Genomic DNA, 24,634 nt, shown 5'->3' with positions numbered 1-24,634 from the left:
GTTGAAGGATTGGCGGCCTGTGGCAACCCGCTACGACAGGTGCCCAAAGGTCTTCCTGTCAGCAATCGCCCTCGCAGCACTCGTTATCTATTGGCTATGAGGCCTGAACCTAGGTTTGAGGCTTTGCCCGAGTTTCGTTGGAGAAACCCGGGCAGAGCTATGTCAAAGCGACAGTGTTTTGACGCGGTCGCGTAGTTGGAATTTCTGGATCTTGCCGGTTGAGGTCTTGGGAAGCGTCTCAAAAACAACTGCTTTTGGGGCTTTGAACCCGGCCAAGTGATCGCGACAGAAGGCGATGATGTCCTCAGCGGTTGCCTCTGCCCCGTCGCGCAATTCGATAAAGGCGCAGGGGACCTCGCCCCATTTCTCATGCGGCATTGCGACCACGGCGGCGGACTGAACCGCGTCATGGCGATACAGCACCGCTTCGACCTCGACGGATGAGATGTTTTCGCCGCCCGAGATGATCACGTCCTTCAGCCGGTCGCGGATCTGGATGTAGCCGTTTTCATGAATCACAGCTCCGTCGCCGGACCAGAACCAGCCGTCCTCGAAGGCGTTTGAGCTCGCCTCGGCGTCTTTGTAGTACCCGGCCATGACCGTGTTGCCCCGGATGGCGATCTCACCTTGTGTGGCACCATCGCGCAGTACCGGCGTGCCGCTGTCGCGGTCGATTACCGTGACCTCTTCGACCATCGGGAAGGCGATGCCCTGCTGCGCCTGCAATTCAGCCTGTTCTGCCGGGCTGAGATCGTCCCACTTCTCCTGCCAGAGACATTGCGAGATGTGGCCGTAAGTCTCGGTTAGGCCATAGACCTGCATGACGTCAAACCCCATCGCGCGGGTCTTTTCCAAGACCGAAGGGGGCGGAGGCGCCCCTGCTGTCAGCACCCGGATTGCGGGATCAAAGGGGGCAGCGTCGCTTTCGGTCTCAGCCAGCATTTGCAGCACGATGGGGGCGGCACCGAAATGGGTCACGCCACGGGTGCGGATCGCGTCCAGAATACGGTCTGCGGCGGGGATGCGTGTAAAGACAACCGTCCCGCCAAGCATCGCCATCAACCAGGGATGGCCCCAACCATTGCAGTGGAACATCGGCACGACGGAAAGATAGACCGGATAGGGCGGCATCTGCCATGCGGTGCCCGTACCCAACGCCATCAGGTAAGCGCCACGGTGGTGATAGACGACGCCCTTGGGGCGGCCCGAGGTGCCCGAGGTGTAGTTCAGCGCAATCGCGTCCCACTCATCATCGGGCAGATCGATCGGCAGGGGCGGGGCCGTGGTAAGCGCCTCATAGGTCTGGCCGCCGAGGCTTTGACCAGTGGCGGCAGGATCGGCGATTTCGACCACAGGTATTGTGCGACCCAACAGATCAAAGGCTTTGGACAGAAGCGGCGCCAGTTCCCGGTCCACGATCACCAGTTTGGTGTCCGCATGATCCAGAATATAGGCGATGGTTTCGGGCTCGAGCCGGGTGTTGAGCGTATTCAGCACCCCTCCGGTCAGGGGCAGTGCAAAATGCAGCTCAAACAGTTCCGGGATGTTTGGGCTGAGGACCGAAACCGTATCGCCCTTCTGCACGCCAAGCGCGGCCAACCCACTGGCCACCGCGCGAATGCGGGCGACGGTTTCCGCCCAGCTTCGTCGGATATCACCATAGATAACAGCGGTGCGCGCGCCGTGCAGGGTTTCGGCGCGGCGCAGGAAAGACAAAGGTGACAAAGGCACATGGTTGGCCCGTGTCTTCTGAAGAGCTTCGAAATGGTGACGCATCCGGGTCCCGCCTGTCTTAGCTGTTGGGCCGCACGCGGGCGGCGGTTTTGTTGGCAAAGGCTTCCAGCCGTTCGCGCGCGGCGGGCTGGGTGTTGACCACACCGCCGACCACGGCTTCGGCATAAGCTGCATCCATGCCGGACATGTTGTTCAAATGGCTGATCGCCGAACAGATGGCAAAATTGGTCAAAGGCAGGTTCTGCGCGATTTGGTCTGCCAGTTCCATTGCCTTGGCCATGCTGCCACCGTCTTCGGTGATGTACTGCGCCAGTCCCAGATCGACGGCCTCTTGCCCCTGATAGACGCGGCCTGTCAGGATCATGTCGATCATGCGGTATTTGCCGATCATGTCTGAGACGCGGATGGTTGCGCCTCCGCCCGTGAAAATCCCGCGCTGGCCCTCGGGCAAGGCGAAATAGGTGCCGGGGTCGATGACGCGGATATGAGCGGCGCTGGCAAGCTCCAGCCCTCCGCCAACCACCGCGCCTTTCAAGGCGGCGATGATCGGAACACCACCATATTCCATCTTGTTGAACGCTTCGTGCCAGCGCAGGCAAACATGCATGAAGTCATCGGGGCTGCGGTCGGCTTTCCAGTGTTCAACCAGATCAAGTCCTGCGCAGAAGTGATCGCCCTCGCCGGTCAGCACAACAGCCCGTACGCCAGCCATACGCGCGCCGCTGAAAAAGCGGATCAGTTCTTCGATCGTGGCTACGTCCAATGCATTGCGCTTGGTCGGGCGGTTCAGGGTCACGACATAGAGGCCGTTGTCACGCTCGGAAATCGCGAGGTTTTCATAGGTGGCGGGGTTCACGACATCATTCATTTTGCGGATCCTTTTTAAGGCGTTATTCGGGGAAGGCCGCGTCAAGCAAGCTGCGCGCGCCGTGCAGGATACGGGTATGTTCAGCACTGCATTCAGGCAGGATGTGCTGGGCAAAAAACAGCGCTGTGGCGATCTTCTGGGTCATGAACTGCGTGTTCTGCCCGTTGTTCAACGCCGCTTGCGCCGGGGTGACACCTTTTGCCAGTTTCCAACCCGCTGCAAGCGTACCTGCCAGCATCAGGAACGGGACTGAGCCCGCAAAAGCCGCGTCGATGTCCTTGCGGCTGTTTTCCAACAGCCATTCCAGCGCGGCTTCAAACGCGCCGCGTGCCTGTGCAAGGCTTGCGCCGATGGTTTGCGCGGTGGCATCGCCATCTGCCAGTTCGGCTTCGGTTGCCGCAATGCGCGCGGCGAACCGGCGGGCGGTCTCGCCCCCGTCGCGCATGACTTTGCGGCCCAGAAGGTCGTTGGCCTGAATGGCGGTGGTGCCCTCGTAAATCGGCAGAATGCGGGCGTCGCGATAGTGCTGCGCGGCTCCGGTTTCTTCGATGAAGCCCATACCGCCGTGGATTTGAACGCCCAGAGAGGCGACCTCGACCGCGCGTTCCGAGCAGAAGCCCTTGACCAGCGGAACCATAAACTCGGCCAGGGCGGCCATGTCCGGATCATCCTGATGATGTGCAATGTCCAGAAGCCCGGCTGTGGCCGCCGCCATGGCGCGCCCGCCTTCGGTGAGGCTGCGCATCCGCATCAACATGCGGCGCACGTCGGGGTGTTCGATGATCGCCACGGCGTCCTTGACCTGACCATTCACGGGGCGGCTCTGGACCCGGTCCCGCGCATAAGCCAAGGCGCGCTGATAGGCGCGTTCTGAGGTCGCGATACCCTGAACACCAACCGAAAAGCGCGCGGCGTTCATCATGATGAACATATATTCCAGCCCGCGGTTTTCCTCACCGATCAGGAAGCCCGTGGCGTCTTTGTATTCCAGCACCGCCGTCGGGCTGGCGCGTACACCCAGCTTGTGTTCGATGCTGACACAGTTCACCGAATTCTCCGCCCCAACCGAGCCATCCTCTGCAACCATCTTCTGCGGGACGATGAACAGGCTCAGCCCTTTCGGTCCCGCAGGCGCGTCAGGGGTGCGGGCCAGAACCAGATGGATGATGTTCTCGGTCAGGTCATGAGCGCCATATGTGATGAAGATTTTGGTGCCCGACACGCCATAGCTGCCATCATCGCGCCGCACCGCCTTGGTCGAGACGCGACCCAGATCGCTGCCCGCCTGTGGTTCGGTCAGGTTCATTGTCCCCGACCAGCGCCCAGCGATTAGCGGCTCTAAATAGGTGGCTTTCTGCGCGTCCGAGCCGGTCAGAAGCAGCGCTTCGATCGCGCCGTCGGTCAGCAGTGGGCACAGACCAAAGCTCATGTCGGCAGCGTTCAGCATCTCTACCGCCGCCGCGCCAACCGTACGCGGCAGTCCCATGCCGCCAAACTCTGGCGGGTGCGTGAGGGCCTGCCAGCCCATTTCAACAAATTGCGCATAGGCCTGCGCATCCCCTTCGGGCATCGTCACGCGGCCATTGTCAAACTGTGCGCCCAACGTATCGCCGATATGGGATAGGGGCGCGATCTGTTCGCTGCAGAACCGCGCATAGCCTTCCAACGCAGCGCCTATATCGGTCAGTTCGAAGTCCGAGTATGCGTCCAGAGTGGACACTGTTTCCCAATGGGACAGGTGTTCGATACAGAACATCAGATCCTGTACGGGTGGCTGATAGGACATGCCAGATTCCCCCAATGGCAATTGTGGTTTCACGTCATTTATCTGCCGTGCAGCTTGCCGAAAAGCTCATATATTGCCAAGTTACTATCCGATATTGCCAAACTGGGGGCGATCATGGTCAGCAATGATCCCATCTCACTTACAACTGTTTCTGCCGGTTTCATCCAGGATTGGCTTGAGGCGCTGAGGGTGTGTTGCAGCGCAGATCAGATGAAGTTCCTACTGGACCGTTCGGGCCTGCACGCCAGCGCGTTAGAGCCTGCGCAGCGTGTGACGCTACAGGAAATCGCCCGCCTGTACCAACTGGCCGCGCCTGAGACTGGGGACGAGATGATGGGCCTCTGGAGCCGTCCCATTCGACCGCGCGCGCTGCAGCACCTTGTGACTGTCCTGCGGGAAGCAAGCAGCCTGACCTCGGCGCTGTATCGTTTCTCGACATTCTGGAACTTGTTGCTGGATGATTTCCACCTGGACCTGCGCACCGGGCCGGATTTGGCTGAACTTTCGCTGGTACCGTATCGGCAGGACACGGAACCCCAGCGCTTTGGTCATATGCTGATCCTGAAACTTGCGCATGGGCTGCTGTCATGGCTGAGTGGATCGGAAACGCCTGTAAAGGCCGTTCACTTTGCCTTTGCGCGGCCAAGTTTTGCGGCGGACTATGCGGTTGTCTTCCCTTGCGCGGTCACATTCGATGCCCCGCAGACCAGCATTCTGTTCGATCCGCGCCGCTTTGATCCCCCGATCACGCGCAGCCCGGCTGAGGCGTCTATATTTCTGGAGCGCGCACCGATCGACTGGATTTTCACCAACTCACGCGCGCACACGAACAGCCTGCAGGTCCGTGCGTTTCTATATCGGACGTCCTGGAAAAGCAGTCAGCTTCCCGATGCGGCCCTTGCGCTGAAGATGACACCTCGGACCCTGAACCGGCGTCTCAAGAACGAGGGCACCTCATTTCAGGACATCAAGGACGCCCTGCGCCGCGATATTGCGATCCGCGCCCTGCAGCAAAGCGGCGACAGTATCGAGCAGATTGCGTTCGACACGGGGTTCTCTGCCCCGGCGAATTTTCACCGCGCGTTCCGGAAATGGACCAACCGCAGCCCGGGTTCGTATCGCGCACAGGATCGCGCGGTCTGACCGTCGCGGCGCTTGCATGTCTCTGTCATATTGAGCCTTTATGGGTCGTTGAACAGCAGTGGTTCGGGGTGTCTGCCCAAGGGTTGGCTTTTGTATTGAAAGGGGAATGAATGTCATCGGATGAGGATACCGGCATCGGCTTCATCGAAAATCGGCCTTTTGATGAGATAAGTGTCGGAGATACCGCCGAGCTGTCCCGCACCCTGACCGCACAGGATATCGACGCCTTTGCAGCGGTCTCGGGCGATGTGAACCCGGCCCATGTGGATGAGGCCTTCGCGCAGGAGGACGTCTTTCACAAAGTGGTCGCGCATGGCATGTGGGGCGGTGCGCTTATATCCAATGTGTTGGGCACGCAATTGCCGGGGCCGGGTACGATTTATCTGGATCAGACTCTAAAATTCCTCAAACCCGTTGGTATCGGCGATACAGTCACTGTGCGCGTCACCGTGACCGAAAAGCAGCCCGAGAATAAGCACGTCACTCTGGATTGCCTGTGTACGACTGGCGATGGCAAGTCTGTCATCACCGGACAGGCCGTTGTGATCGCGCCAGACAAAAAAGTCAAAAGGCCCCGAATGGCGATGCCGGATCTGGTTTTGCATCACCGGGGCGCCTCCTATGACCGATTGCTGAGCGCGGCTCAGAAAATGGACCCATTGCCCACAGCCGTGGTCCATCCCTGTGATGAAAGCGCGTTGGAAGGGGCGCTCTCGGCCCGCGATTTGGGTTTGTTAGAGCCTGTTTTGGTCGGTCCACGCAACCGGATACTACATGCGGCGGATGCGGCCGGGTTGGATATCGGCGGGCTCGAGATCATTGATACGCCGCACAGTCATGCCTCGGCCGAACGGGCGGTGCATCTGGCGCGGGATGGTCGTGTGAAGGCCCTGATGAAGGGCGCGTTGCACACGGATGAGGTCATGTCGGCCGTTGTCTCAAAGGCCAACGGTCTGCGCAGCGAACGCCGGATGAGCCATGTCTATGTCATGGATGTGCCGACCTATTCCAAACCGCTTCTGATCACCGATGCGGCCATCAACATAGCGCCCGATCTGCAGACCAAGGCGGATATGGTGCAGAATGCCATCGATCTGGCCCGCGCCATCGGGATCGAGAAACCAAAAGTAGCGATCCTTTCAGCGGTCGAAACCATCACACCCCGGCTGCAATCCACGGTCGAGGCTGGTGCCCTGTGCAAAATGGCGGATCGCGGGCAGATCACGGGCGGTATGCTCGATGGCCCTTTGGCCTTTGACAACGCCGTGTCGATGCGGGCTGTCACGACCAAGGGCATCAAGTCCGATGTGGCGGGGCAGGCCGATATACTGGTCGCGCCGGACCTCGAGGCTGGCAACATGATCGCCAAGCAGCTCATGTATCTGGCCGGAGCCGAGGCCGCAGGGATTGTTTTGGGCGCGCAGGTTCCGATCATGCTGACCAGCCGCGCTGATGATCGCCGCACTCGCATCGCCTCGGCGGCGATTGCGGTGCTGTATGATCATTCGGTGCGCTGAATGGTTTACTACGTCGCGGGTTCGGGAAACCGGGCCCGCGTGCGGTTGGCGAAGGCAACCAGTGACAACATCACGGGTACTTCAACCAGCACACCCACCACCGTTGCAAGCGCCGCGCCGGAGTTTAGGCCGAACAAGCTGATTGCGACGGCAACGGCCAGCTCGAAAAAGTTCGAGGTGCCGATCATGGCGCAAGGGGCGGCGATGCGGTGCGGAACCTTCAGGGCATAGGCGGCCCCATAGGCCAGAGCGAAGATGCCATAGCTTTGGATCAGGATCGGCACGGCGATCAAAATAATGACCATCGGCTTGGCCAGGATCGTCTCTCCCTGAAGGCCGAAAAGGATCACCACCGTTGCGATCAGACCCATGATCGACCACGGTTTGACACGGGCGGAGAAGGCGTCGATGGCCTCCTGCGAGCCCAGCCGCTTGCGGGTGATCAAACCAGCAATCAGCGGCAAAACCACATAGAGGACAGTTGCCAGAACAAGCGTTTGCCATGGGACCGAGATATCGGTGACCCCCAGCAAGAAGGCCACAATGGGTGCAAAAGCCACCACCATGATCAGGTCATTTACTGAGACCTGCACCAAAGTATAGGTCGCGTCACCCTTGGTCAGTTGTGACCAGACAAACACCATCGCGGTGCAGGGTGCGGCCCCCAACAGGATCAGACCCGCGGTGTATTGCGCTGCGTCCTCTGGCTGAATCCACGGCGCGAAGACATAGTCGAAGAACAACACCGCCAGCAGGGCCATGGTGAAGGGTTTGATCAACCAGTTGACCGCCAGCGTCACGATCAGGCCTTTGGGTTGCCGGGCCACGCCCGCGACCGCTTTGAAATCGACGCCGACCATCATTGGATAGACCATGGCCCAGATCAGCAGGGCCACGACCAGATTGACGCTGGCCACCTCGGCCCTTGCGATCAGGCCGACCAAACCAGGCGCGGCCAGTCCGATCAGCACGCCGCCGACCATGGCGAGGGCGACCCAGATGGTCAGATAGCGCTCGAAGATGCTCATGAATATGCCTCAGTTCTTTGGTCGGTCAGCTTGCCCGAAGTGAGCGCCGCAAGGGCCACCATGACAGCCGCTGTGCCCAGCACAAGGGGCAGCCCGCCGACCTGATAGGTAAAGCCGGACAGGACGGTGCCCAAAAGGCGTCCTGTCGCGTTGGCCATGTAGTAAAAGCCGACATCCATCGTGACCCGCTCGGACTTTGTGAAGGCGAGGATCAGATAGGAATGCAGGGATGAGTTGACGGCGAAGATTGCTCCAAACACCAGCAGGCCCAAAACCAACGCGATTGTCAGCCATGTTTCAGGCCCGGAAGACAGTAAAACCGCCAGTGTTAGAGCCGCAGGAACGCAGAACAGCATTGCCGCCCAGCTGCGTGCAGCGCGGATCAAATCGCCTTCGGACCGGTCTGAGGCCCTTAGGATCTTGGGCGCGTTGGCCTGAATAACGCCGTAGAGGATGATCCAGAACGCCATGAAGGTGCCGATCATGAAAAAGGCGGCGCGGTTGCCCTCTTCCGTACCATCCGAGAGGACGGCGTAGAAATAGATCGGGATGCCGACCACGAACCACACGTCGCGGGCACCGAACAGGAAGACCCGCGCGGCGGACAGCCAATTGACGTTGGCGGACTTTGAGAAGACCTCAGAGAACTTTGCGCCCTTGCGCCCTTTGGGCAGGCCGGGGGGCATGAAGCGGATGACAGCGAACAGGATCACCGCCAGAACGACTGCCATCACAATGATTGCCGCCTGAAAGCCCAGCGTTGCCAGCATGGCTGCACCAAGAAGGAAGCCCAGCCCTTTGACCGCGTTCTTGGATCCGGTCAGCACCGCTACCCAGCGAAACAGCCCGCCGCCCTCGGTCGGGGCCAGCAATTTCACTGCGGATTTTGAGGACATCTTGGCCAGATCCTTGGCCACTCCGCTTGCGCCTTGCACGATCATGACGAAGGCCACAGATGCGCCAATCGCCCAATTAGGGTCTAGTTGCGTCAACGCTAGCAGCGCCACCATCTGCAACCCAAGCCCGGCATAGAGCGTCGAGGTCAAGCCAAACCGCGCTGCGATCCAGCCCGCTGCAAGGTTCGTCACCATCCCAGCGATTTCATAGAGGACAAACAGATAGGCCAGTTGCACCGGCGAGAAGCCAAGCGTGTGAAAGTGCAATAGCACTAGCATCCGCAAGGCTCCGTCGGTCAGCATAAAGGCCCAATAGGCCGCCGTGACCGCGATATAGGCCGACAGCCCCTCGGGCCGATCGGTCACAGCGAGGCCCCAATCATCAGCGCAACATCGACCAGACGGTGGGCATAGCCCATCTCGTTGTCATACCAGGCATAGATTTTCACCTGTGTCCCGTTCACAACCATGGTCGACGGCGCATCGACGATCGAAGAGCGTTCGTCATTGGTGTAGTCGGTCGACACCAGCGGGCGGGTCTCATAGCCCAGAATGCCGTTCAACTCACCTTCGGCGGCGGCTTTGAAGAAGGCATTGACCTCTTCGACGGTGGTTTCACGCTCAACCTCGAACACGCAGTCGGTCAGTGAGGCGTTCAACAGCGGCACCCGCACCGCATGGCCGTTCAGACGCCCCTTGAGTTCGGGGTAGATCAGCGTGATCGCCGTGGCCGAGCCGGTTGTGGTCGGGATCAGTGAGTTCAGGGCCGAGCGCGCCCGGCGCAGATCCTTGGCGGGACGATCCACGATGGTCTGCGTGTTGGTCACGTCATGAATCGTGGTCATAGAGCCGTGGCGGATGCCCAGATTCTCGTGGATGACCTTCACCACCGGGGCCAGACAGTTCGTCGTGCAGGAGGCTGCGGTCACGATCTGATGGGCCGCGGGATCGTAGATGTCATCATTCACGCCCATCACGATATTGGCGGTCGGGCCGTCCTTAACCGGGGCCGAGACGACAACTTTTTTTACGCCCGCATCGAAATAGGGGGCCAGTTTTGCCTCGGTCTTGAAGACACCGGTGCAGTCAATCACCACATCGACGCCGTCCAGCGGCAGAGCGCTCAGATCCTTGGTGCCGATGAAGGGCAGGCGGGTGCCGTTGATGGTGACGCTTTCGTCATCATGCTCGAAAGTGGCGTCCCAACGGCCATGAACCGTGTCGAATTCCAACAGATGCGCATGCATCTCGGCGTCACCGACCGCGTCGTTGATCCAAGCGATCTTGGCGCCTTTCTCTAACAGCGGTTTCAGGGCCAGTTTTCCTATCCGGCCCAGGCCATTCACAGCATATGTGGTCATTTCAGTCTCCGACAGAGGTTCTGCCGATGTCATCGACAGCAGATTGTAGGGCGATCCGGTCAAGGCTTTCGACCGGCAAGGAGGTGAACGCTTCGATCCGGCGTTTCAGCGCGCCATAGGCGTTTTGAAAGGCAAGGCTTTTCTCGGCATCGGTTCCGGTGGCTTTCACCGGGTCTTCCATGCCCCAATGGCCGCTGATCGGTTGGCCTTCCCAAGCTGGGCACTCTTCGTTCGCGGCTTGATTGCAGACGGTAAAGACAAAATCCATTTCCGGCGCGCCTTCGGTTGCAAATTCCGACATATGCTTGGAGCGCAGGACCGAGGTATCGTGACCCTTGTCCTGCAGCACTTGCACGGCAAAGGGGTTCAACTGTGACGCGGGCTGCGTTCCGGCTGAGTAGACAGTGAACCTGTCATCCCCCAACTCGCGCAGCAGGGTTTCGGCAAAGATCGAGCGGGCGGAATTGCCCACGCATAGAAACAGGACGTTGAACTTGCGGTCAGTCATGTCTTCATTTCCTTGTGTGAAAGGCATGCAGATATCGGGACGACCCCGGCAGCAATCGACAACCAGAAAATCCAGCATTCCCTGCACTTTAGTCATATTGACGGAATAAAGCAGGGAAGTGCCTGAGCGTTCCTGAGTCACCAGCCCGGACCTTTGCAGCGCACTCAGGTAATTCGACATGGTGCTGGGTTTGATATCCAGCTCCGAGGCCAGCTCACCCGCGGGCACGGTGTCAGGAAACCGTCGCATTAACATGCGAAAGACAGTGATGCGTTGCGGATGGCCCAGAATGGCTAGCTGATCGGTAATCTCTTCTATCATATTTCATGAATTATGGAAATATATATTGGTGGTCAACCGGGAAACCTGTTTTGTCACAGAACTTTCATGAAGCCTCAGCGCGCTGATCCGGGCTTGCAGGCGCAGACCTGACGAATTAAAGAAGCCTTCGCATCTTTCCGAATTCAGTTTCGGAAGACCAACGGTGCCGCTGTAGCTCAGCTGGTAGAGCACGTCATTCGTAATGATGGGGTCGGGGGTTCGAGTCCCTTCAGCGGCACCACCTATGTCTCAACATTCATCCCTGCTACAGGGAATACCCGAGACGCGCGAAGTGTTGAGACGCGCGCATGCCTTACGATCCGCCCACCTACGCGCATCTTCGTTCTGTTTTGGGGAATGGTGAAATGTCAGATGCGTCGTGCCCTATCGTATAAACTGCCCCCTCAACGCGATGAGAGGGGGCAGTCTTCCTGTTCAGACCGACAGGCAGACGTATTTCATTTCCATATAGTCTTCCATGCCGTGGTGGCTGCCTTCACGGCCTAGGCCGGATTGCTTGACGCCGCCGAACGGGCCCAGCTCGGTCGAGATGATGCCGGTGTTCACGCCGACGATCCCGTACTCCAGTGCCTCAGCCACCTTGTATACACGGCTCAGATCCTTGGCATAGAAATACGAAGCCAGACCGAAGATCGTGTCATTGGCCATGGCGATGACGTCATCTTCGTCCTCGAACTTGAACAAGGGTGCTAGTGGGCCAAAGGTCTCGTCCTGCGCGACCATCATGTCCTGAGTCACGCCGGTCACGATCGTGGGTTGGAAGAAAGTGCCACCCAGATCATGAGGCAGACCGCCGGTCAAAACCGCGCCGCCTTTGTCGGTGACATCCTTGATATGCTCTTCGACTTTGGCCACTGCGTCGTCGTTGATCAAGGGGCCGGTGGTTGTGCCAGCGCTCAGTCCGTCGCCGACTGTTAGCGCCTCAACCGCAGCTTTCAGCTTGGCGGCAAAGGCATCGTAGACGCCCGCCTGCACGTAAATGCGGTTGGCGCAGACACAGGTCTGGCCGTTATTGCGGAACTTGCACAGCATCGCACCTTCGACGGCCGCATCCAGGTCGGCATCGTCGAACACGATGAAGGGCGCGTTGCCGCCCAGCTCCATCGAGCATTTCATGACCTGATCGGCCGCCTGGCGTAGCAGGATGCGCCCCACCTCGGTCGAGCCGGTAAAGGTCAGCTTGCGCACGCCCGGGTTCTCGCAGAACTCCTTGCCTGTCTCGCTGGCCTGAGTCGACGGCACGACGTTGAAAACACCCGCGGGCACGCCCGCTTGCTCTGCCAGCAGCGCCAGAACCAGGGCTGACAGAGGGGTCTCTGTCGCCGGGCGCGCTACAAAGGCGCAGCCTGCGGCGAGCGCCGGGCCAGCCTTGCGGGTGATCATCGCGTTGGGGAAGTTCCACGGCGTGATCGAAGCAGCAACGCCGATCGGCTGTTTCATCACCATGATCCGCTTGTCGCGCTGATGGCCGGGAATGGTCTCGCCATAGACCCGTTTGGCCTCTTCCCCGAAAAACTCGATGAAGGAGGCGCCATAGCCGATTTCGCCAACAGCCTCGGCCAGCGGCTTGCCTTGCTCGGCGGTCAGGATCTTGCCCAGATCCTCGGCGTTTTCCATCATCAGGTCGAACCAGCGGCGCAGGATGGCGGCGCGTTCCTTACCGGTCAGCTTGGCCCATTCCTTCTGCGCAGCTTCGGCCTGCGCGATGGCGCCTGCGACTTGCGCGCGGCTGACATTGGCAACTTCTGCAATCACGTCCCCGCGTGCGGGGTTGGTCACTGCGAACGTGCCGTTATCGCCATCCACCCATTGGCCGCCGATATAGGCTTTGGTCACCAGAAGGTCGGGATTCTTCAGCAGGGATTTCAGATCGGTCGTTGCGTCCAGCATGGGTCAGCCTCCGGCAATATTTGCGTTGCGCGCACCCAAGCAGGTGTCATGCACTTTGTCTATGTCCATTGTTGCGCGGCGATGAACCCAGTTTGCCCTTTCCCACCGCGAAGCGACTTTGGCACCCTGTCGGTGCCCATATGGCTTTCATTTCTCTTGGGAGTTTGCGACAGTTTTCGAGATTTCCGAGCGATAGGGGATGTAAATGAGTGTTACATTTCCTATCTATATAGAAATATAAAGAAAAAGGGATAGCGTAGATGTCGAACCAGCAATTTGAGGCATTGATCAAAGAGACTCAGTCCAAGGTGCGTGAGTCGCAATCGCAGATCGAAAGCCTGACCTCACGTATCGAGGCCGCACGCGCCAAAATCGGTACGGCCGAGGCGGATATCGACATCGAAAACGCCACGCTTGAGGATGTGCATGCCCATACCGAGGTAATGAACGCCAACATCGCCGAGCTGATTATGGGGCTGGACGATGTCACCAGTGCGTTTTCCAAGGATTTCGATGAGATGCGCTCGAAAACTGGGTGGGAATCTTTTGTCGGCATCTTCTCGAAAGGCAAATCCGAGTCGATGCGGCAGGAACGGATGCGCACGGCCAATATCGACGACAAGCTGCAGGACCTGATCGCCAAATCCGACGTGATCGTCAAACTGCTGGAGGGGCAACTGTCCGTGCTGGAAGAACAGCGCGTCAAGGTCGAGGACAACCTGACCGTCACGCTGGATGACCGTGAGGCGACTGTTGCAGAGCTCGAGGCGCTGCGGGCCGAGATTCAGGGCATGGACCCGACGATCATCACTTTGGAGAACAAGATCAGCGTCGAACAGGATGCCGCCGCGCGGACCCAGTTGGAAACCGAGCTGGCTGAGTTGAACAAGCAATACAACGCCAAGGTTCAGGAAGAACAGGTCAAGCTGGCCAAGTCACAGACGCTGGAGCGGTACATCGAAAAGGGCAAGACCTGGGTCGATTCACTGCAGAACCAAGCGGCGACGCAGATGGTGCTGATCAACAAGCTGCAGACAGACACGCAACAGCGCGTGGTGCTGTATGACGCCCTGACCAAATCGCTGAAGACCGCGCAGCAGCAGGACGTGGCCCACCGCATCAACGAGATCGGTGTGCAGACCGACCAAGAGGCACAGACAGCGATGGCCGCCATCGGCTCCGCCACCAACCAGAAAATGGCCGACATGCTTGAGGCGCATGAGGACCACATGGTCTTTGCCCGCGACGTGTTGGAGAAAAAGGCAAAGGCGGATGAGCGCTTTGCTCGCCGGTTCGCCTCGATTGTCGAGAAGCATGACAAGAATTTGTATGGGGGGTGAGGACTCAATCCGTTCGCCGCTAAAGATGCTAAGTTCAGCAGTGGGCGTTGCGCTCTTTGGGGCGATTCTCATCCTGTTCGGGTACATGACCCAATTGATTCCAGCATACCTTGGTCCCGATCTGAGATTGATGATGTTCTTCGTGCCATTGGTCTTCGCGCTAGGATCATTTGGAGTTTCAGCCGTGTTCGCAGTCTGGGGCGCGCTTTGGTTGGCATTCGAGGTATTCCTTCTATTGGTCGATAAACTAAATGAATAACCCAACCCAAGACCATGTCGGCCTGACCGACACCTTCGCCTCGCGCCGATATTTCCGCAAATTCGAGGTGATCACTGTCCACCTCCTACGCGTGGCCGCGACGATGGAGGCTGAGGGCGCGATCAGCAAGCAAGAGGTGCGGATCGTGTCGCGCTACCTTTCGGGGCTGCTCTACACCTTCCGGGCGCTCAGCATGAAATACCTGCTGGTCGGGCGCGACACGGGGCGGTTCTTTGGCAGCCTCGCCATGGACAAACGCGACAGCGGGTTTCCAGTGGCGGCCGAGCTGCTAACCATGGCCAATGACGCGCAGCAGGCTCAGGTGCATCTGGCGAATATGCCCTCGGAAGATGATCTGAAAACCGAAATGGTGCGAACAATCATCGGCGATCAGGAAATCCCGACCAAGCTGCAATTTGCGCTGTCCCAAAGGCTCTATTACGAGGAATTGCTGAAAGGAGAGCTATTCTGGGCGCGCAACGATCCCGAATGCCACTGGATCGGGAATGAGGGTGAGCGGCGCAAGTTCATGATCCATTGGGCGGTCTATGACAGCCAGATCAATCTGCCGGTCATCTACCTGATGCAGTTGGAGGATAGCGGCAAGACGGCGCTGCCCAAGGATCAACGCCGCTGGCCCGAGGTGCAGGCGCATCTGATGGCGCAATCCTTAGGCGGGCTGAAACTGGTGACCATCGCCAAAGGGTTCGATCAGGATTTCGACGACCTGCATCCCAAACACCTACGCCGCATTCACGTGGGGCCGATGTATTCCTCGGCCTTCACGGAACAAACCGGCCCCTTGCGGCAAGTGCTAGAGGACGCGCAGGCGCCTCAGGGGCAGGACTGGGCGCTGGCCTGGACGACTGAGGAGCTGGAAAGCGAAGAGGTGATCGAGGAACGCGCCGGGTGGTTCTCTTCCGTCGAGCGTGAGGTGTTTGCGCTGGACCCGTTTGGAGGGCAAGGGGCCGAGACTGGAGCGACGCGGACGCAGCGCTCGATCATTCTGCCTCAGCGTCCGTTTCAGGTTCTGGCCGAACGCAACCCTCCTGGCTTTGCCGATGTGCGCAAATTCGTGGTCAGCAAGACGGGGCAGGTGTTGCGGTATTAATTTCGCCTTCGGCGAGAGTATTTTTGAAAAGATGAAGCAAGGGCGGTTTTTGAGATGAGTTTGACGTCAGATCAGATGGAATTGCGCGAGGCGGATATTCGCAAGCATTATCCGGCAGCGACCGCTTTGCTGAACGGGTTCGAACACGCGCCGCGGATTGCGAAACCCGTTGATGTCGCAGTTGAGCGGTCCTCGGGCGTGTCGACGGGGCGGCGGTTTCGTTCCACTACGCCGGGATTGGTGACGCGGCGGACAGTGCGAGCCGATGGAGTGCATCTGGTTGAGCGGATCGAGGCCTCGGATGATGGTGATACGCTCGTTTCGCCCCCTCAGGCCACGGCGCAGCAGGCCATTCGGCGCGCGATTGCTATCGCTCTGGCCGTGGCCGAGGCATATGCTGAACAGACGCCGTTGGGCGATTTGAAGCGGGCCAATCTGACGGGGGATTTGCCTGTTGCGCGCAAGACCGAGTTTTCGGAGTTGCTGACGGCTGAGGCACTGATCACCTCCCATGTGCTGGGCAACGCGCTGGCTTATCTGATGTCGTCCCATCTGGGCGAAACGACCGTTGACCTCGGTGAAATCGAAGAGGTTCTGACCGACAATGGCCAGCTCGCCCTGCACGGCGCGCTGTGGGAGCTGGACCAGACCCTCGCCAAACATGCCCCCGACGATGCGCATCTGATCGCAGCGACCAGCGCCTATGCCGAGCAACTGATGGACAAGGCTGCCCTGCGCGCCCAATCGGCGGGCCATCTGGCCCCGTTCCAGAACGCGGCCTGGCATGTTGAAGCTGATGATCTGACGATCCGGGGGTTTGAGCCAGCATCCAAGGCCAAGTCCACCACCCTGACCATGACGTTCAAGAAACCGAACGAGGTGGTGGGCAATCATATCGCCAAGTATCAGGCGATGAAGCTGGCCAAGATGCTGATGGCCTATGACTTCGACCGTCGCCTGAACCCGTTCGCGGAACTCGGCGGGTTTATCTTTACCTTCATGGGCGACGGCAAGCCGGGTACGGGCAAGACCACTCTGATCCAGATGATGGCAGGGCTGATCAACGACTATTGCCAGAACGCAGGCTATCCGTTCCGCTATCAGAACCTCAGCACCGACAATATCGACAGCTATCAGGGTAAATCCGGCCAGAACGCCAAGGCGTTTATCAACACGATCATCGACCCCTCTGTCATCGGTTTCGGCACGATCGACGATATCGACCAGCTTGCGGGCAAACGCGGCGACCGGCAGTCCTCGGCCGGGCAGCTGGAAATCACCGCCGTGCTGATGGAAAGCTTTGCCGGCGCCAACACCGTTGTCCGCGGCAACTGCACCTTTGGCATGTTCTCGAACTATCCCGAGAACGTGGACGACGCCCTGCGTCAGCGTGCCGGAGCACGGTTTCTGGTGGACGGGCCGCAAACGCGTGAGGACTATATCGACATCCTGCACCTGCTGATGGGCCGCAACCACGACATCCCGTTGGGCGAGCACGAAGCCTATGCCGCGCAGGAGATCAAAAAGGCCGTTGCCGCCAGTTTCGAAAGCCATGCCCGCCCGCATGAGGACGCCCTGATGCAGGTCTATGACCGGGTCTCCTGCGAGATTGGCCAGATGGACACGATCGCCAAACTGGGGACTTACCTCAAAGCGATCCAACAGGCGGATGAGCGCTTCACCGGGCGCGCGATCAAGAACATCACCGACGCGGTCAAGGTCCGCGCGATGGATTTCGAACTGCCCGATGAATGGATGGAGAACCCCGACCTGTTCCTGTTCCGCGACTACGACACCAAGAAGGCCATGATCGAGGACCTGCGCCAGCCGATCACTGTGGAAATGGTGATGCAGGAGATCAACCGCTACGCCGACAGCGAGTTCCGCTATGCCGACAAGAGCGACGAGGTCGCCATAGAAAACGCCGTCCGCGAGATGGGCCGGATGGAAGAGGCCAAGCGGCGGTATCTGGAGGGGAAGGATGCCTAACGCAAGAATTAGCTTTCCCGAAAAAACAGACTTAGGTTCAATCTTCGGATTTGCCAAAGAGTTGGACTACTACAGCGGCCATGATCGCTTAGTTATCGAAATGCCCGACAAAGCGTTTTGCTCACCATTCACGATGTTGATTTTGGGTGCGAAGATTAAACACCTGAAAGATCGTTGCGAGAACCTGAGGGTCGTGTTCGATAACTGGAATAACCACTCATATCTATCGCACATGGGCTTCTTTAGCATGTGCGGATTCGATCATGGGAATTCGATGGGGCAGGCCCCGGGAAATTCTCGATATCTTCCGATTACTGAACTACGGGAACAAGAGTTGGTTGAAAAGCCGACTGACGAATATGAAGAAATGCAAGACTTGCTGCAGCGTTCGGTGGATCGGATTGCCCTCGTTTTGGCTCACGACCAAAATGAGAATCGTGATCTATTCGATGTACTTGGATACTCTTTGCGAGAAGTATTTCGGAATAGCTTTGAGCATGGTGAGACAGATAAGATTTACTACTGCGCCCAGTATTGGCCTACGAGCAACAAAGTAGAGTTCGCGGCATGTGATTTTGGAATTGGAGTAAGAAGGGGGCTGGGACGGAACCCAAACTTTAGATTTAATTCAGATAAACAAGCACTCGAGTGTTCTTTACTTCCCAGCGTCTCGGGTAGAACCCACGAACCAAGAAGGTCGGATAATTGGTTCAATTCTGGGTATGGTCTTTACATGACTAACCGATTGGCAAGAAACGGCGGCAACTTCGTAATTTGCAGCGGCAACACTGCTATTTGCATGACTCCAAAGACCAAGGCGAACTTCTCTACATCGTTTCCCGGAACGATCCTTAGGGTTAACCTAAACATCGGTGCAATAGGGCGAGTTCAGGACCGGCTTGCAGAGTTTAGGATGGATGGAAAAGAGATCGCGGCAAAGATCTCGGGGTCAGGCAACCGCCCGCCTTCAGCAATGTCTCTCCTGTTGCGGCGAGATTATGCTCCGTCACATAGGAGGCGAAAATGATCCGCCTCATCGAAAAAGGCCTGATGTTCGGCAACCTCGTCCACATCTCCAGCCCGGCCTTGGTCGAGCGGTATAACCGCGCGTTGCAGCATCTGGCGGGGAAGACCACGGCTCTGACGGATTTCCACGTGGATATCTCGGGCTATTCGCCGGAGGTGGGGATTGAGCTGGACGACCCGCTCTACCTCAACCCCAATGGGGTTAACCGGCAGTTCATCCTGCTGACGACCGAGCAGAAACGCGCGCCTTTGCTGAACGTCAAATTCTCGACCTCGCGCGATATTCTGCGTGAGTTTATCGAGTTGAACGAGGCGCAATTGTTCGCCCTGACCGCCACCGACGCGGTGGCCGGAGAGATGGTGAACTCGGTCTTCAAACTCACCACGCCCGATGATCTGCTGAACCTGCGCAAAATCGAGATTGAGGCCGATACAGCAGGCGGCACCCTGCGCAAGGCCGAGCAGCTGGCGGGCATGGTCCAACAGTTCAAAACCGCCGAGGATGCGTGGTTCGATGACGTGCTGATCGCCCGGATGATCGAAACGGCGAAAGAAACCGGAGACGTCACCCGCAACCCGGTCCACCTCCGCCACACGGCGTTTGAGCAGCGCAACTTCTGGACGGCGCATTTCGGCGGGCTGTACCTGTTCCCGGATGTGGATCACCCGGCGGCGATCTGCATGGGCGAAAAGCCCGACGATCTGAAAATCAAATACACGTTTGACCCGTCCCAAAGGAACCAGATTGCCAAATTCCTCGACTATAACGATCTGGTCGAACCCATCGTGAAGGCGCGCGGCGTGGATGCGGCGGCGATCCTTAAGCAAAAGATGGATTTTCTGACCGTTGCCGCCGCCGCAGATGCTGATGTTGATCTTACCGGCTTGGATCGCCGCGATATGAGGCGGTTGGCGCGAAACCACTCAGATCGCCTGCCCGAGGCATATCACGGTCTCGCCCAATTGTTGCGCTGGGCGACGGATGGCGGGCCTTGGCCGCGCATCACCTCGGACCATCCGGCGTATTTTTACACACTTCGCGCTGCGGATACGCCGTACCGCGATTTGGTGAATATGTTGCTGTCCGAACTGGCTCCGCTCGATCCTCGCCAGATGTTCATCTGCCACAAAGAGCTGTTCTACAAAACCTATGCCACATGGCCCGAGGCCAAAAAGGCCTATGTTGCCGAGTTTCTGGCCCGCGAGTATCAAGTGGATAAATCCGGTGCCCGTGCGGCTCTGTTCGGTCATGAACCGGACATGAGCGGAGAAGATCGTGTCAGCGATACAATCATCGCGCGGGTCGGACCTTGGGGCGCCGTCGGGAGGAGTTGATATGTTCGGAGCGATGCGCCTGTTTCTGGTCCTGTTGGTTCTGCAGACAATTGCCTATTTCGCGCTGTCGCTCTATTCGCGCGGCGTCCGGCGTCGCAAGCTTGAGACGTGGTGGGACGAGAAGGGCAAACAGGGAAACAAAGAAGCCTTTGTGGAACGCGGGCTGCACGTCTATGACAATTCGTTCCGGCGCAAACTGATCCTGGCGGTGTATATTGTCCCTTGGGTGGCAATCGGCGCATTGATCTACATCGTGAATTATATGTGAGGGTTACAGCATGGCCTATGTGAAATGGGCATTCATTATCATCTTCTGGGGCACCGTCGCTGTGATCCTGCAATATTCGCTGCCGCAGCATGACGTTGTGCGTATCGTCAACACCTATGAAGAACGGCAAGACCTGAACGACTGGACCCGTATTTTCTGGTCCGAGCCTGAAGACCAATCCGCCAGCCTGTCGAACCGCGACGTGCAGTTTATCCAGGCCGTCCGTGCCAACGGGAAGCCCATCGTCTATCGGAATGAGGATACCGGCTGGGGATGGCCTTTCTATTTCAAGTTCGACACCGCCAACCTGTATACCGAGGCTAATGACGCGATCTCGGACAAGAACAATCCCGACTGGGTTGTTGTAACCCACTATGGCTGGCGCAATGAGTTCATGTCGATCTTTCCCAACGCCGTCTTTATCAATCCGGTCGAAGGTCCAGACGCGCGGATCATCCCATGGTTCAACATTGCCTTCCTGACTGTCTTTGCTGCCATTGTCTGGGCGCTTTGGGTGCGCTGGCGCCGGTTCCGTCAGGCGCGGATCGACCCGATGCTCGAGTCGATGGAAGATGGGATCTATGCCGCAGGCGACGCCATAGATGAACGGCGCAGTCGGTTCCGCCGTTGGCTGGATAGTTGGAAATCAAAATAGAGGCCCGGCCCGTGAAGGGGGCCTCTATCGTACGATGAATTCGGCATGCAGGGCGCCCGCGGCTTTGATCGTTTTCAAAATGTCGATCATGTCGCGCGGCGAAACCCCCAGGGCATTCAGCCCTGCCACGACCTCAGAAAGGGTGGTGGCTTCTGGGATTTCGGCCAGACCGGTGCCTTCCTCTTCTTCGATGCCGGCGAAGGTTCTAGGCACCACGACGGTCTCTCCGTCAGCGAACGGGTTGGGTTGTACGGCGATCGGAGCCTCTTCCACCGTCAAAGTCAGGTTGCCTTGGGAAACCGCGACCCGAGAGATCCGAACCTCTTGCCCCATGACAATCGTGCCCGAGCGCTGATCCACCACAACACGGGCCTTGGTTTCAGGCTCAACCAGAATATTTTCGATCCGACCGATTGCGTGCGCTGTCGACACGGACTGAGTTGCCGCGATGTTCAGCTCAACAGTTCCGGAATCGCGCATAATGGCCACGGCGCGGTTGAATTCGCGGTTGATGGCCGTTTCGATCCGCCCCGCTGTCGTAAAATCAGGCTCACGCAGGGCTAAACGCATTTGGGTCAGGGTAGACAAATCAAAGTCGATCTCGCGCTCGACCCGCGCGCCGGATGGGATTACGCCCGAGGTCGGAACGCCCCGAACGACGGTCGCGGCCTCACCCTCAGCCGATGCGCCGCCTGCCAGAACTGTGCCTTGGGCCACGGCATAGATTTGCCCGTCCGCCGCGTTCAAAGGGGTCATGATCAGCGTGCCGCCCAACAGGCTGCTCGAATCCCCGATGGCCGAGACAGTGACGTCGATTTGCCCTCCGACCCGCGAAAACGGGGGGAGGCTGGCCGTAACAAGGACGGCGGCCACGTTCTTGGGGCGAAAATCCTCGCCATTCACATTCACGCCCAGCCGTTCGAGGATGTTGGACATGATTTCTTCGGTGAAGGGAGAGTTCCGCAGCCCGTCGCCGGTTCCATTTAGGCCCACGACAAGGCCGTAGCCGACCAGGTCGTTGCCGCGCACCCCATCGAAATCAACCAGATCTTTCAGACGGATTGCGCCGGCGAAAGTAAGGCTGGGCATCAAAGCCAGAAGAAAGACAAGAACCCTCATCTCAGAAAATTCACCAGTGACAGGTTCGCATTGCGAACGGTGACGGAATAGAGGCTTTCCAGTTGGAATTGCACGGCCTGAAGCTTGGTGGCCGTTTCATACAGATCGGCCTCAATCAGGGCGTTGCGGGTGTATTCCAGACTGGTGCGCGCGGCGGCGTTGCGGCTTGTCGCCTGTTCGACGCGCGCTTCGGCTGCACCGACCTCGGCCCGCAAAATGACCGTGTCATCCTGCGCATTTGCCAGAGCAACGCCCAACTGCTTGAACAGCCCGGTGCGCTGATCGTTTGGTACCGCCAAAGCATCGTCGGCGACCAGTGCGGCAACAGCGACATCCCTGATCGCCGCCTTCAGCGCAGGGTCCGTCGCCGTGATATCGAGAGTAATTTGCTCATTCTCGGCAATCTGCATTGATGGCAGAGCCGTATCTGACCCTTGGTAAATCACCGCGTCGAAACCTGTTGGGTCGTTGAACCAAGTCTGGGCTGCGTTGCGAATATCGGTCACAGTCACCAAACCCGTCAACTCAGCCTCAAGCGCGGTCAGCAAGGTCTCAGCCGAGGGCAGCGGCGAGACATCCGTCGCGGTGCCCGAAAACAGGCTGCGGCCGCCAATCCGGGTGTTCAGCGCGGACATCATCGTGTCCAGCTCATTGCGGGCCTGGACCGAGGCTTGTTCATGCGTCACAGCGTGGTTCGCCGTGCCAAAGGCCAGCAAGGTTGCCGTCATCTCGCCAGTAGAGTCACTGAACACGCTAAGGCTTTGCTGCATGGCGTCCGAGAACAGCTTGGCCTCGGACGTGGCGATGCCAAACGCATCCAGACGCGTCAGGCTGCGGTCCAGATCGAGGAGATGCGAATAGTCGCCGCCCAGATGGCCTGAGACGTCCTGCACCTTGCCGGTCGACATTTCATACGACAGGGTTTCAATCTGTTGCTTGATCTGGGTGGACCGGGTCTGCAAGGTCAGACCTCGGGCCAGATCGCCTATGGATGTCAACGTCATGTTCATAGCCTCAATAGGGTCTCCATCAGCTCATCCACGACCGAGATGAGACGCGCGTTGGCCGCATAGGTCTGTTCGATTTGCATTAATTGTTGCAGTTCCTGATCGGTATCAACGCCCTGTTCTGCTTCTAGCTGCTGCATCTGCTTCTGGGTGCCGGTGGCAAATGTCTTGCGTTGTTCGGCAACATGGGCATCTGCGCCAACGTGCGACATCATCGCCTCGGCGATCTCAGAGGCGCGCATGTTTCCGGTGCCAAAGATCCCGCCAGCGACCGGGCGAGCTGTGACCAAAGCGGCGCTAAAGGCTTGCAGCTGGGTCGAATCTCCGGCGTCGTTCGGGGCAGCAGCGCCGAGACCTGCGCGCAGCCTCCAGCTGTCGCCACCAGAATCCGGGTCGACAACTGTGTTGAGACTGATGCGAGAGGCAATCCCGGTCAGCATTGTCAAGTCCAGACGGTTTCCGCCATCGGTAAACAAACCTGGATCGGTGGCCAAGGTGGTTGGGTCCAACCCGGGCGCTTCAAACCGCTCCACAAGATCGCGCGCAACCGTGTCGAGCTGGGTTTGCACCTCGGGCGCAAGTTGATCTCGGATTTCAAATTGGGCCGCCAGAGCCCCGCCGCGGATTTGTGCGGTATCACCGCTGGTCCGGACCGGGTTTCCGTTCATCTCCAGCCCCGACAGCAGGCCGTTGCCAACGGTCATATGAGGTTGAGTGTCGCCTGTGGTGGTGAAGGAAAACTCAGCCGCTTTGCCTTCAAGCAGGATCAGCCCGCCATCGGAGTAGAGAGAAACACGGTCATTGTCGCGCGGGACGACATTGACCGGAATCAGCTCATTGACCTGGTCGATCAGAACCTGCCTCTGATCCAGAAAGGCATTGATGTCACCGCCTGAGTTCCGGATCGCAGGGATTCTGGCGTTCAGATCCTCGATATCCTTGAGGGTCTGGTTCAGGCTAGCGATCTGCGAGCCGATCGTCCGGTCTGCGTCCGAGCGCAGCTGCCGCAATCCTTCGGATGCCCGATTTAGACTGGCGGCCAGGTCGCTGCCACTGCGGGCCACTTGAGCCAAACGCTCGACCGAGTCAGGCAGGCTGGCGGCGGTGATCAGACTGCTTTCGAACTCGGCCAGACGATTGGAGAGAGATGCCGCGTCCTCCGGCGTGCCCACGACCCTTTCAAGCTGAGTGTGAAAGTCGGCCACAACGGATTGGTGCGACAGATCGGCGTCAGTGGCGCGGCGATTGGCCGTCAGAACCGGGTCCTGATGCCGAATGATGCCTGCGGTGCGGACGCCATTGCCTGAAATCAGGCTGGTGGTCAGCTCCAATGAGCGTTTCGCGTAGCCGGGCGTCAGGGCGTTTGCGATGTTTCCGGAGACGACCGACGCACCCCGGCTGGTGGCGGTCAGGCCGGTCATGGCGTTGTTCAAAGCTGTCGACAGGTTCATC

General features: G+C 58.7%; 20 protein-coding genes, 1 tRNA gene and 1 pseudogene. 11 read left to right on the top strand and 11 right to left on the bottom strand.

All coding sequences use genetic code 11. From position 1 onward, the window contains the following. Positions 1-100 (top strand): annotated as a pseudogene (locus ACR0NO_RS17250) (IS5/IS1182 family transposase); the annotation flags it as partial. 62 nt (positions 101-162) lie between these two features. Here ACR0NO_RS17250 and ACR0NO_RS17245 read toward each other — a convergent pair. From ACR0NO_RS17245 to ACR0NO_RS17235, 3 genes are read right to left on the bottom strand one after another with little or no spacing between them, the layout of a single operon-like run. Further along, positions 163-1,776: an AMP-binding protein gene (locus ACR0NO_RS17245; RefSeq protein ID WP_480724850.1), complete on the bottom strand. Its 1,614-nt coding sequence runs from the start codon at positions 1,774-1,776 to the stop codon at positions 163-165. 16 nt (positions 1,777-1,792) lie between these two features. After that, positions 1,793-2,602 carry a methylthioacryloyl-CoA hydratase gene (gene dmdD / locus ACR0NO_RS17240; RefSeq protein ID WP_170462976.1) on the bottom strand — a complete coding sequence of 270 codons (810 nt, stop codon included), beginning with the start codon at positions 2,600-2,602 and terminating at the stop codon, positions 1,793-1,795. A gap of 22 nt (positions 2,603-2,624) precedes the next feature. After that, complete coding sequence (locus tag ACR0NO_RS17235) at positions 2,625-4,388, bottom strand: acyl-CoA dehydrogenase family protein (RefSeq protein ID WP_480724849.1); 1,764 nt, start codon at positions 4,386-4,388, stop codon at positions 2,625-2,627. A 114-nt stretch (positions 4,389-4,502) separates the two neighbouring features. Between ACR0NO_RS17235 and ACR0NO_RS17230 the strand changes: the two genes are divergently transcribed. Both ACR0NO_RS17230 and ACR0NO_RS17225 read left to right on the top strand, forming a co-directional pair. Next, complete coding sequence (locus tag ACR0NO_RS17230; protein ID WP_480724848.1) at positions 4,503-5,531, top strand: AraC family transcriptional regulator; 1,029 nt, start codon at positions 4,503-4,505, stop codon at positions 5,529-5,531. A gap of 110 nt (positions 5,532-5,641) precedes the next feature. Further along, a complete protein-coding gene (locus tag ACR0NO_RS17225) occupies positions 5,642-7,048 on the top strand; it encodes a bifunctional enoyl-CoA hydratase/phosphate acetyltransferase (RefSeq protein WP_480724847.1) in 1,407 nt (468 codons plus the stop codon). 8 nt (positions 7,049-7,056) lie between these two features. Here ACR0NO_RS17225 and arsB read toward each other — a convergent pair whose 3' ends face one another. Genes arsB through ACR0NO_RS17205 form a run of 4 tightly spaced genes read right to left on the bottom strand, consistent with a single transcriptional unit; the run spans position 7,057 to position 11,162 of the window. Further along, on the bottom strand, positions 7,057-8,076 hold the full coding sequence (gene arsB, locus ACR0NO_RS17220; protein ID WP_480724846.1) for an ACR3 family arsenite efflux transporter: 1,020 nt from the start codon (positions 8,074-8,076) through the stop codon (positions 7,057-7,059). Continuing rightward, the gene (arsJ, locus tag ACR0NO_RS17215) at positions 8,073-9,338 is read right to left on the bottom strand and encodes an organoarsenical effux MFS transporter ArsJ (protein WP_480724845.1); all 1,266 of its coding nucleotides are present in this window, start codon (positions 9,336-9,338) and stop codon (positions 8,073-8,075) included. Before arsJ ends, arsB begins: the two co-directional genes overlap by 4 nt. After that, positions 9,335-10,333: an ArsJ-associated glyceraldehyde-3-phosphate dehydrogenase gene (locus ACR0NO_RS17210; RefSeq protein WP_480724844.1), complete on the bottom strand. Its 999-nt coding sequence runs from the start codon at positions 10,331-10,333 to the stop codon at positions 9,335-9,337. The genes arsJ and ACR0NO_RS17210 overlap by 4 nt, the downstream gene beginning before the upstream one ends. A 1-nt stretch (position 10,334) precedes the next feature. Continuing rightward, entirely contained in the window at positions 10,335-11,162 is an 828-nt protein-coding gene (locus tag ACR0NO_RS17205; protein ID WP_480724843.1) for an arsenate reductase/protein-tyrosine-phosphatase family protein, read from the bottom strand. A 165-nt stretch (positions 11,163-11,327) separates the two neighbouring features. On the opposite strand from ACR0NO_RS17205, the gene ACR0NO_RS17200 reads away from it, so the two are divergent. After that, a tRNA-Thr gene (locus ACR0NO_RS17200) sits at positions 11,328-11,403 on the top strand. A 194-nt stretch (positions 11,404-11,597) separates the two neighbouring features. Here ACR0NO_RS17200 and ACR0NO_RS17195 read toward each other — a convergent pair. Beyond that, a complete protein-coding gene (locus ACR0NO_RS17195; RefSeq protein ID WP_480724842.1) occupies positions 11,598-13,073 on the bottom strand; it encodes an NAD-dependent succinate-semialdehyde dehydrogenase in 1,476 nt (491 codons plus the stop codon). Between the two features lie 260 nt (positions 13,074-13,333). Here ACR0NO_RS17195 and ACR0NO_RS17190 point away from each other — a divergent pair, with 260 nt between their 5' ends. The 7 genes from ACR0NO_RS17190 to ACR0NO_RS17160 all read left to right on the top strand — a co-directional run bounded on the left by ACR0NO_RS17190 (position 13,334) and on the right by ACR0NO_RS17160 (position 21,056). Then, positions 13,334-14,413, top strand: coding sequence for a hypothetical protein (locus ACR0NO_RS17190; RefSeq protein WP_480724841.1), 1,080 nt, complete (start codon positions 13,334-13,336; stop codon positions 14,411-14,413). 251 nt (positions 14,414-14,664) lie between these two features. Continuing rightward, positions 14,665-15,783 carry a hypothetical protein gene (locus ACR0NO_RS17185; protein ID WP_480724840.1) on the top strand — a complete coding sequence of 373 codons (1,119 nt, stop codon included), beginning with the start codon at positions 14,665-14,667 and terminating at the stop codon, positions 15,781-15,783. A gap of 54 nt (positions 15,784-15,837) precedes the next feature. Beyond that, positions 15,838-17,772, top strand: a complete 1,935-nt coding sequence (locus ACR0NO_RS17180; RefSeq protein ID WP_480724839.1) for an AAA family ATPase — start codon at positions 15,838-15,840, stop codon at positions 17,770-17,772. Beyond that, positions 17,765-18,799, top strand: coding sequence for a hypothetical protein (locus ACR0NO_RS17175; protein WP_480724838.1), 1,035 nt, complete (start codon positions 17,765-17,767; stop codon positions 18,797-18,799). The genes ACR0NO_RS17180 and ACR0NO_RS17175 overlap by 8 nt, the downstream gene beginning before the upstream one ends. Continuing rightward, positions 18,796-20,133, top strand: a complete 1,338-nt coding sequence (locus ACR0NO_RS17170; protein ID WP_480724837.1) for a DUF6638 family protein — start codon at positions 18,796-18,798, stop codon at positions 20,131-20,133. Before ACR0NO_RS17175 ends, ACR0NO_RS17170 begins: the two co-directional genes overlap by 4 nt. Position 20,134: 1 nt before the next feature. Then, complete coding sequence (locus ACR0NO_RS17165; protein ID WP_170379920.1) at positions 20,135-20,401, top strand: hypothetical protein; 267 nt, start codon at positions 20,135-20,137, stop codon at positions 20,399-20,401. Positions 20,402-20,411: 10 nt separating this feature from the next. Further along, on the top strand, positions 20,412-21,056 hold the full coding sequence (locus ACR0NO_RS17160; RefSeq protein ID WP_480673174.1) for a DUF1523 family protein: 645 nt from the start codon (positions 20,412-20,414) through the stop codon (positions 21,054-21,056). A gap of 24 nt (positions 21,057-21,080) precedes the next feature. On the opposite strand, the gene ACR0NO_RS17155 is transcribed toward ACR0NO_RS17160, so the two are convergent. The 3 genes from ACR0NO_RS17155 to flgK are packed head-to-tail and all read right to left on the bottom strand — an operon-like array spanning position 21,081 to position 24,633. Next, positions 21,081-22,175, bottom strand: a complete 1,095-nt coding sequence (locus ACR0NO_RS17155) for a flagellar basal body P-ring protein FlgI (protein ID WP_170667925.1) — start codon at positions 22,173-22,175, stop codon at positions 21,081-21,083. Next, positions 22,172-23,179, bottom strand: coding sequence for a flagellin (locus ACR0NO_RS17150; protein WP_170667926.1), 1,008 nt, complete (start codon positions 23,177-23,179; stop codon positions 22,172-22,174). The genes ACR0NO_RS17155 and ACR0NO_RS17150 overlap by 4 nt, the downstream gene beginning before the upstream one ends. A 2-nt stretch (positions 23,180-23,181) precedes the next feature. After that, entirely contained in the window at positions 23,182-24,633 is a 1,452-nt protein-coding gene (gene flgK, locus ACR0NO_RS17145; RefSeq protein WP_480724836.1) for a flagellar hook-associated protein FlgK, read from the bottom strand. Between the last annotated feature and the right edge of the window lies 1 nt (position 24,634).

The sequence above is a fragment of the Ruegeria sp. CL3 genome, from assembly GCF_056536505.1.
This window is presented reverse-complemented; position numbering and strand designations above follow the sequence as displayed.

Coding starts and splice junctions, on each gene's coding strand:
- ACR0NO_RS17180 (WP_480724839.1), top strand. CDS start 15,838: ATGAGTTTGACGTCAGATCAGATGGAATTGCGCGAGGCGGATATTCGC.
- ACR0NO_RS17185 (WP_480724840.1), top strand. CDS start 14,665: ATGAATAACCCAACCCAAGACCATGTCGGCCTGACCGACACCTTCGCC.
- ACR0NO_RS17150 (WP_170667926.1), bottom strand. CDS start 23,179: ATGACGTTGACATCCATAGGCGATCTGGCCCGAGGTCTGACCTTGCAG.
- flgK (WP_480724836.1), bottom strand. CDS start 24,633: ATGAACCTGTCGACAGCTTTGAACAACGCCATGACCGGCCTGACCGCC.
- ACR0NO_RS17170 (WP_480724837.1), top strand. CDS start 18,796: ATGATCCGCCTCATCGAAAAAGGCCTGATGTTCGGCAACCTCGTCCAC.
- ACR0NO_RS17235 (WP_480724849.1), bottom strand. CDS start 4,388: ATGTCCTATCAGCCACCCGTACAGGATCTGATGTTCTGTATCGAACAC.
- ACR0NO_RS17225 (WP_480724847.1), top strand. CDS start 5,642: ATGTCATCGGATGAGGATACCGGCATCGGCTTCATCGAAAATCGGCCT.
- ACR0NO_RS17165 (WP_170379920.1), top strand. CDS start 20,135: ATGTTCGGAGCGATGCGCCTGTTTCTGGTCCTGTTGGTTCTGCAGACA.
- ACR0NO_RS17205 (WP_480724843.1), bottom strand. CDS start 11,162: ATGATAGAAGAGATTACCGATCAGCTAGCCATTCTGGGCCATCCGCAA.
- ACR0NO_RS17210 (WP_480724844.1), bottom strand. CDS start 10,333: ATGACCACATATGCTGTGAATGGCCTGGGCCGGATAGGAAAACTGGCC.
- ACR0NO_RS17155 (WP_170667925.1), bottom strand. CDS start 22,175: ATGAGGGTTCTTGTCTTTCTTCTGGCTTTGATGCCCAGCCTTACTTTC.
- ACR0NO_RS17160 (WP_480673174.1), top strand. CDS start 20,412: ATGGCCTATGTGAAATGGGCATTCATTATCATCTTCTGGGGCACCGTC.
- ACR0NO_RS17190 (WP_480724841.1), top strand. CDS start 13,334: ATGTCGAACCAGCAATTTGAGGCATTGATCAAAGAGACTCAGTCCAAG.
- ACR0NO_RS17230 (WP_480724848.1), top strand. CDS start 4,503: ATGGTCAGCAATGATCCCATCTCACTTACAACTGTTTCTGCCGGTTTC.
- ACR0NO_RS17245 (WP_480724850.1), bottom strand. CDS start 1,776: ATGCGTCACCATTTCGAAGCTCTTCAGAAGACACGGGCCAACCATGTG.
- dmdD (WP_170462976.1), bottom strand. CDS start 2,602: ATGAATGATGTCGTGAACCCCGCCACCTATGAAAACCTCGCGATTTCC.
- ACR0NO_RS17175 (WP_480724838.1), top strand. CDS start 17,765: ATGCCTAACGCAAGAATTAGCTTTCCCGAAAAAACAGACTTAGGTTCA.
- arsB (WP_480724846.1), bottom strand. CDS start 8,076: ATGAGCATCTTCGAGCGCTATCTGACCATCTGGGTCGCCCTCGCCATG.
- ACR0NO_RS17195 (WP_480724842.1), bottom strand. CDS start 13,073: ATGCTGGACGCAACGACCGATCTGAAATCCCTGCTGAAGAATCCCGAC.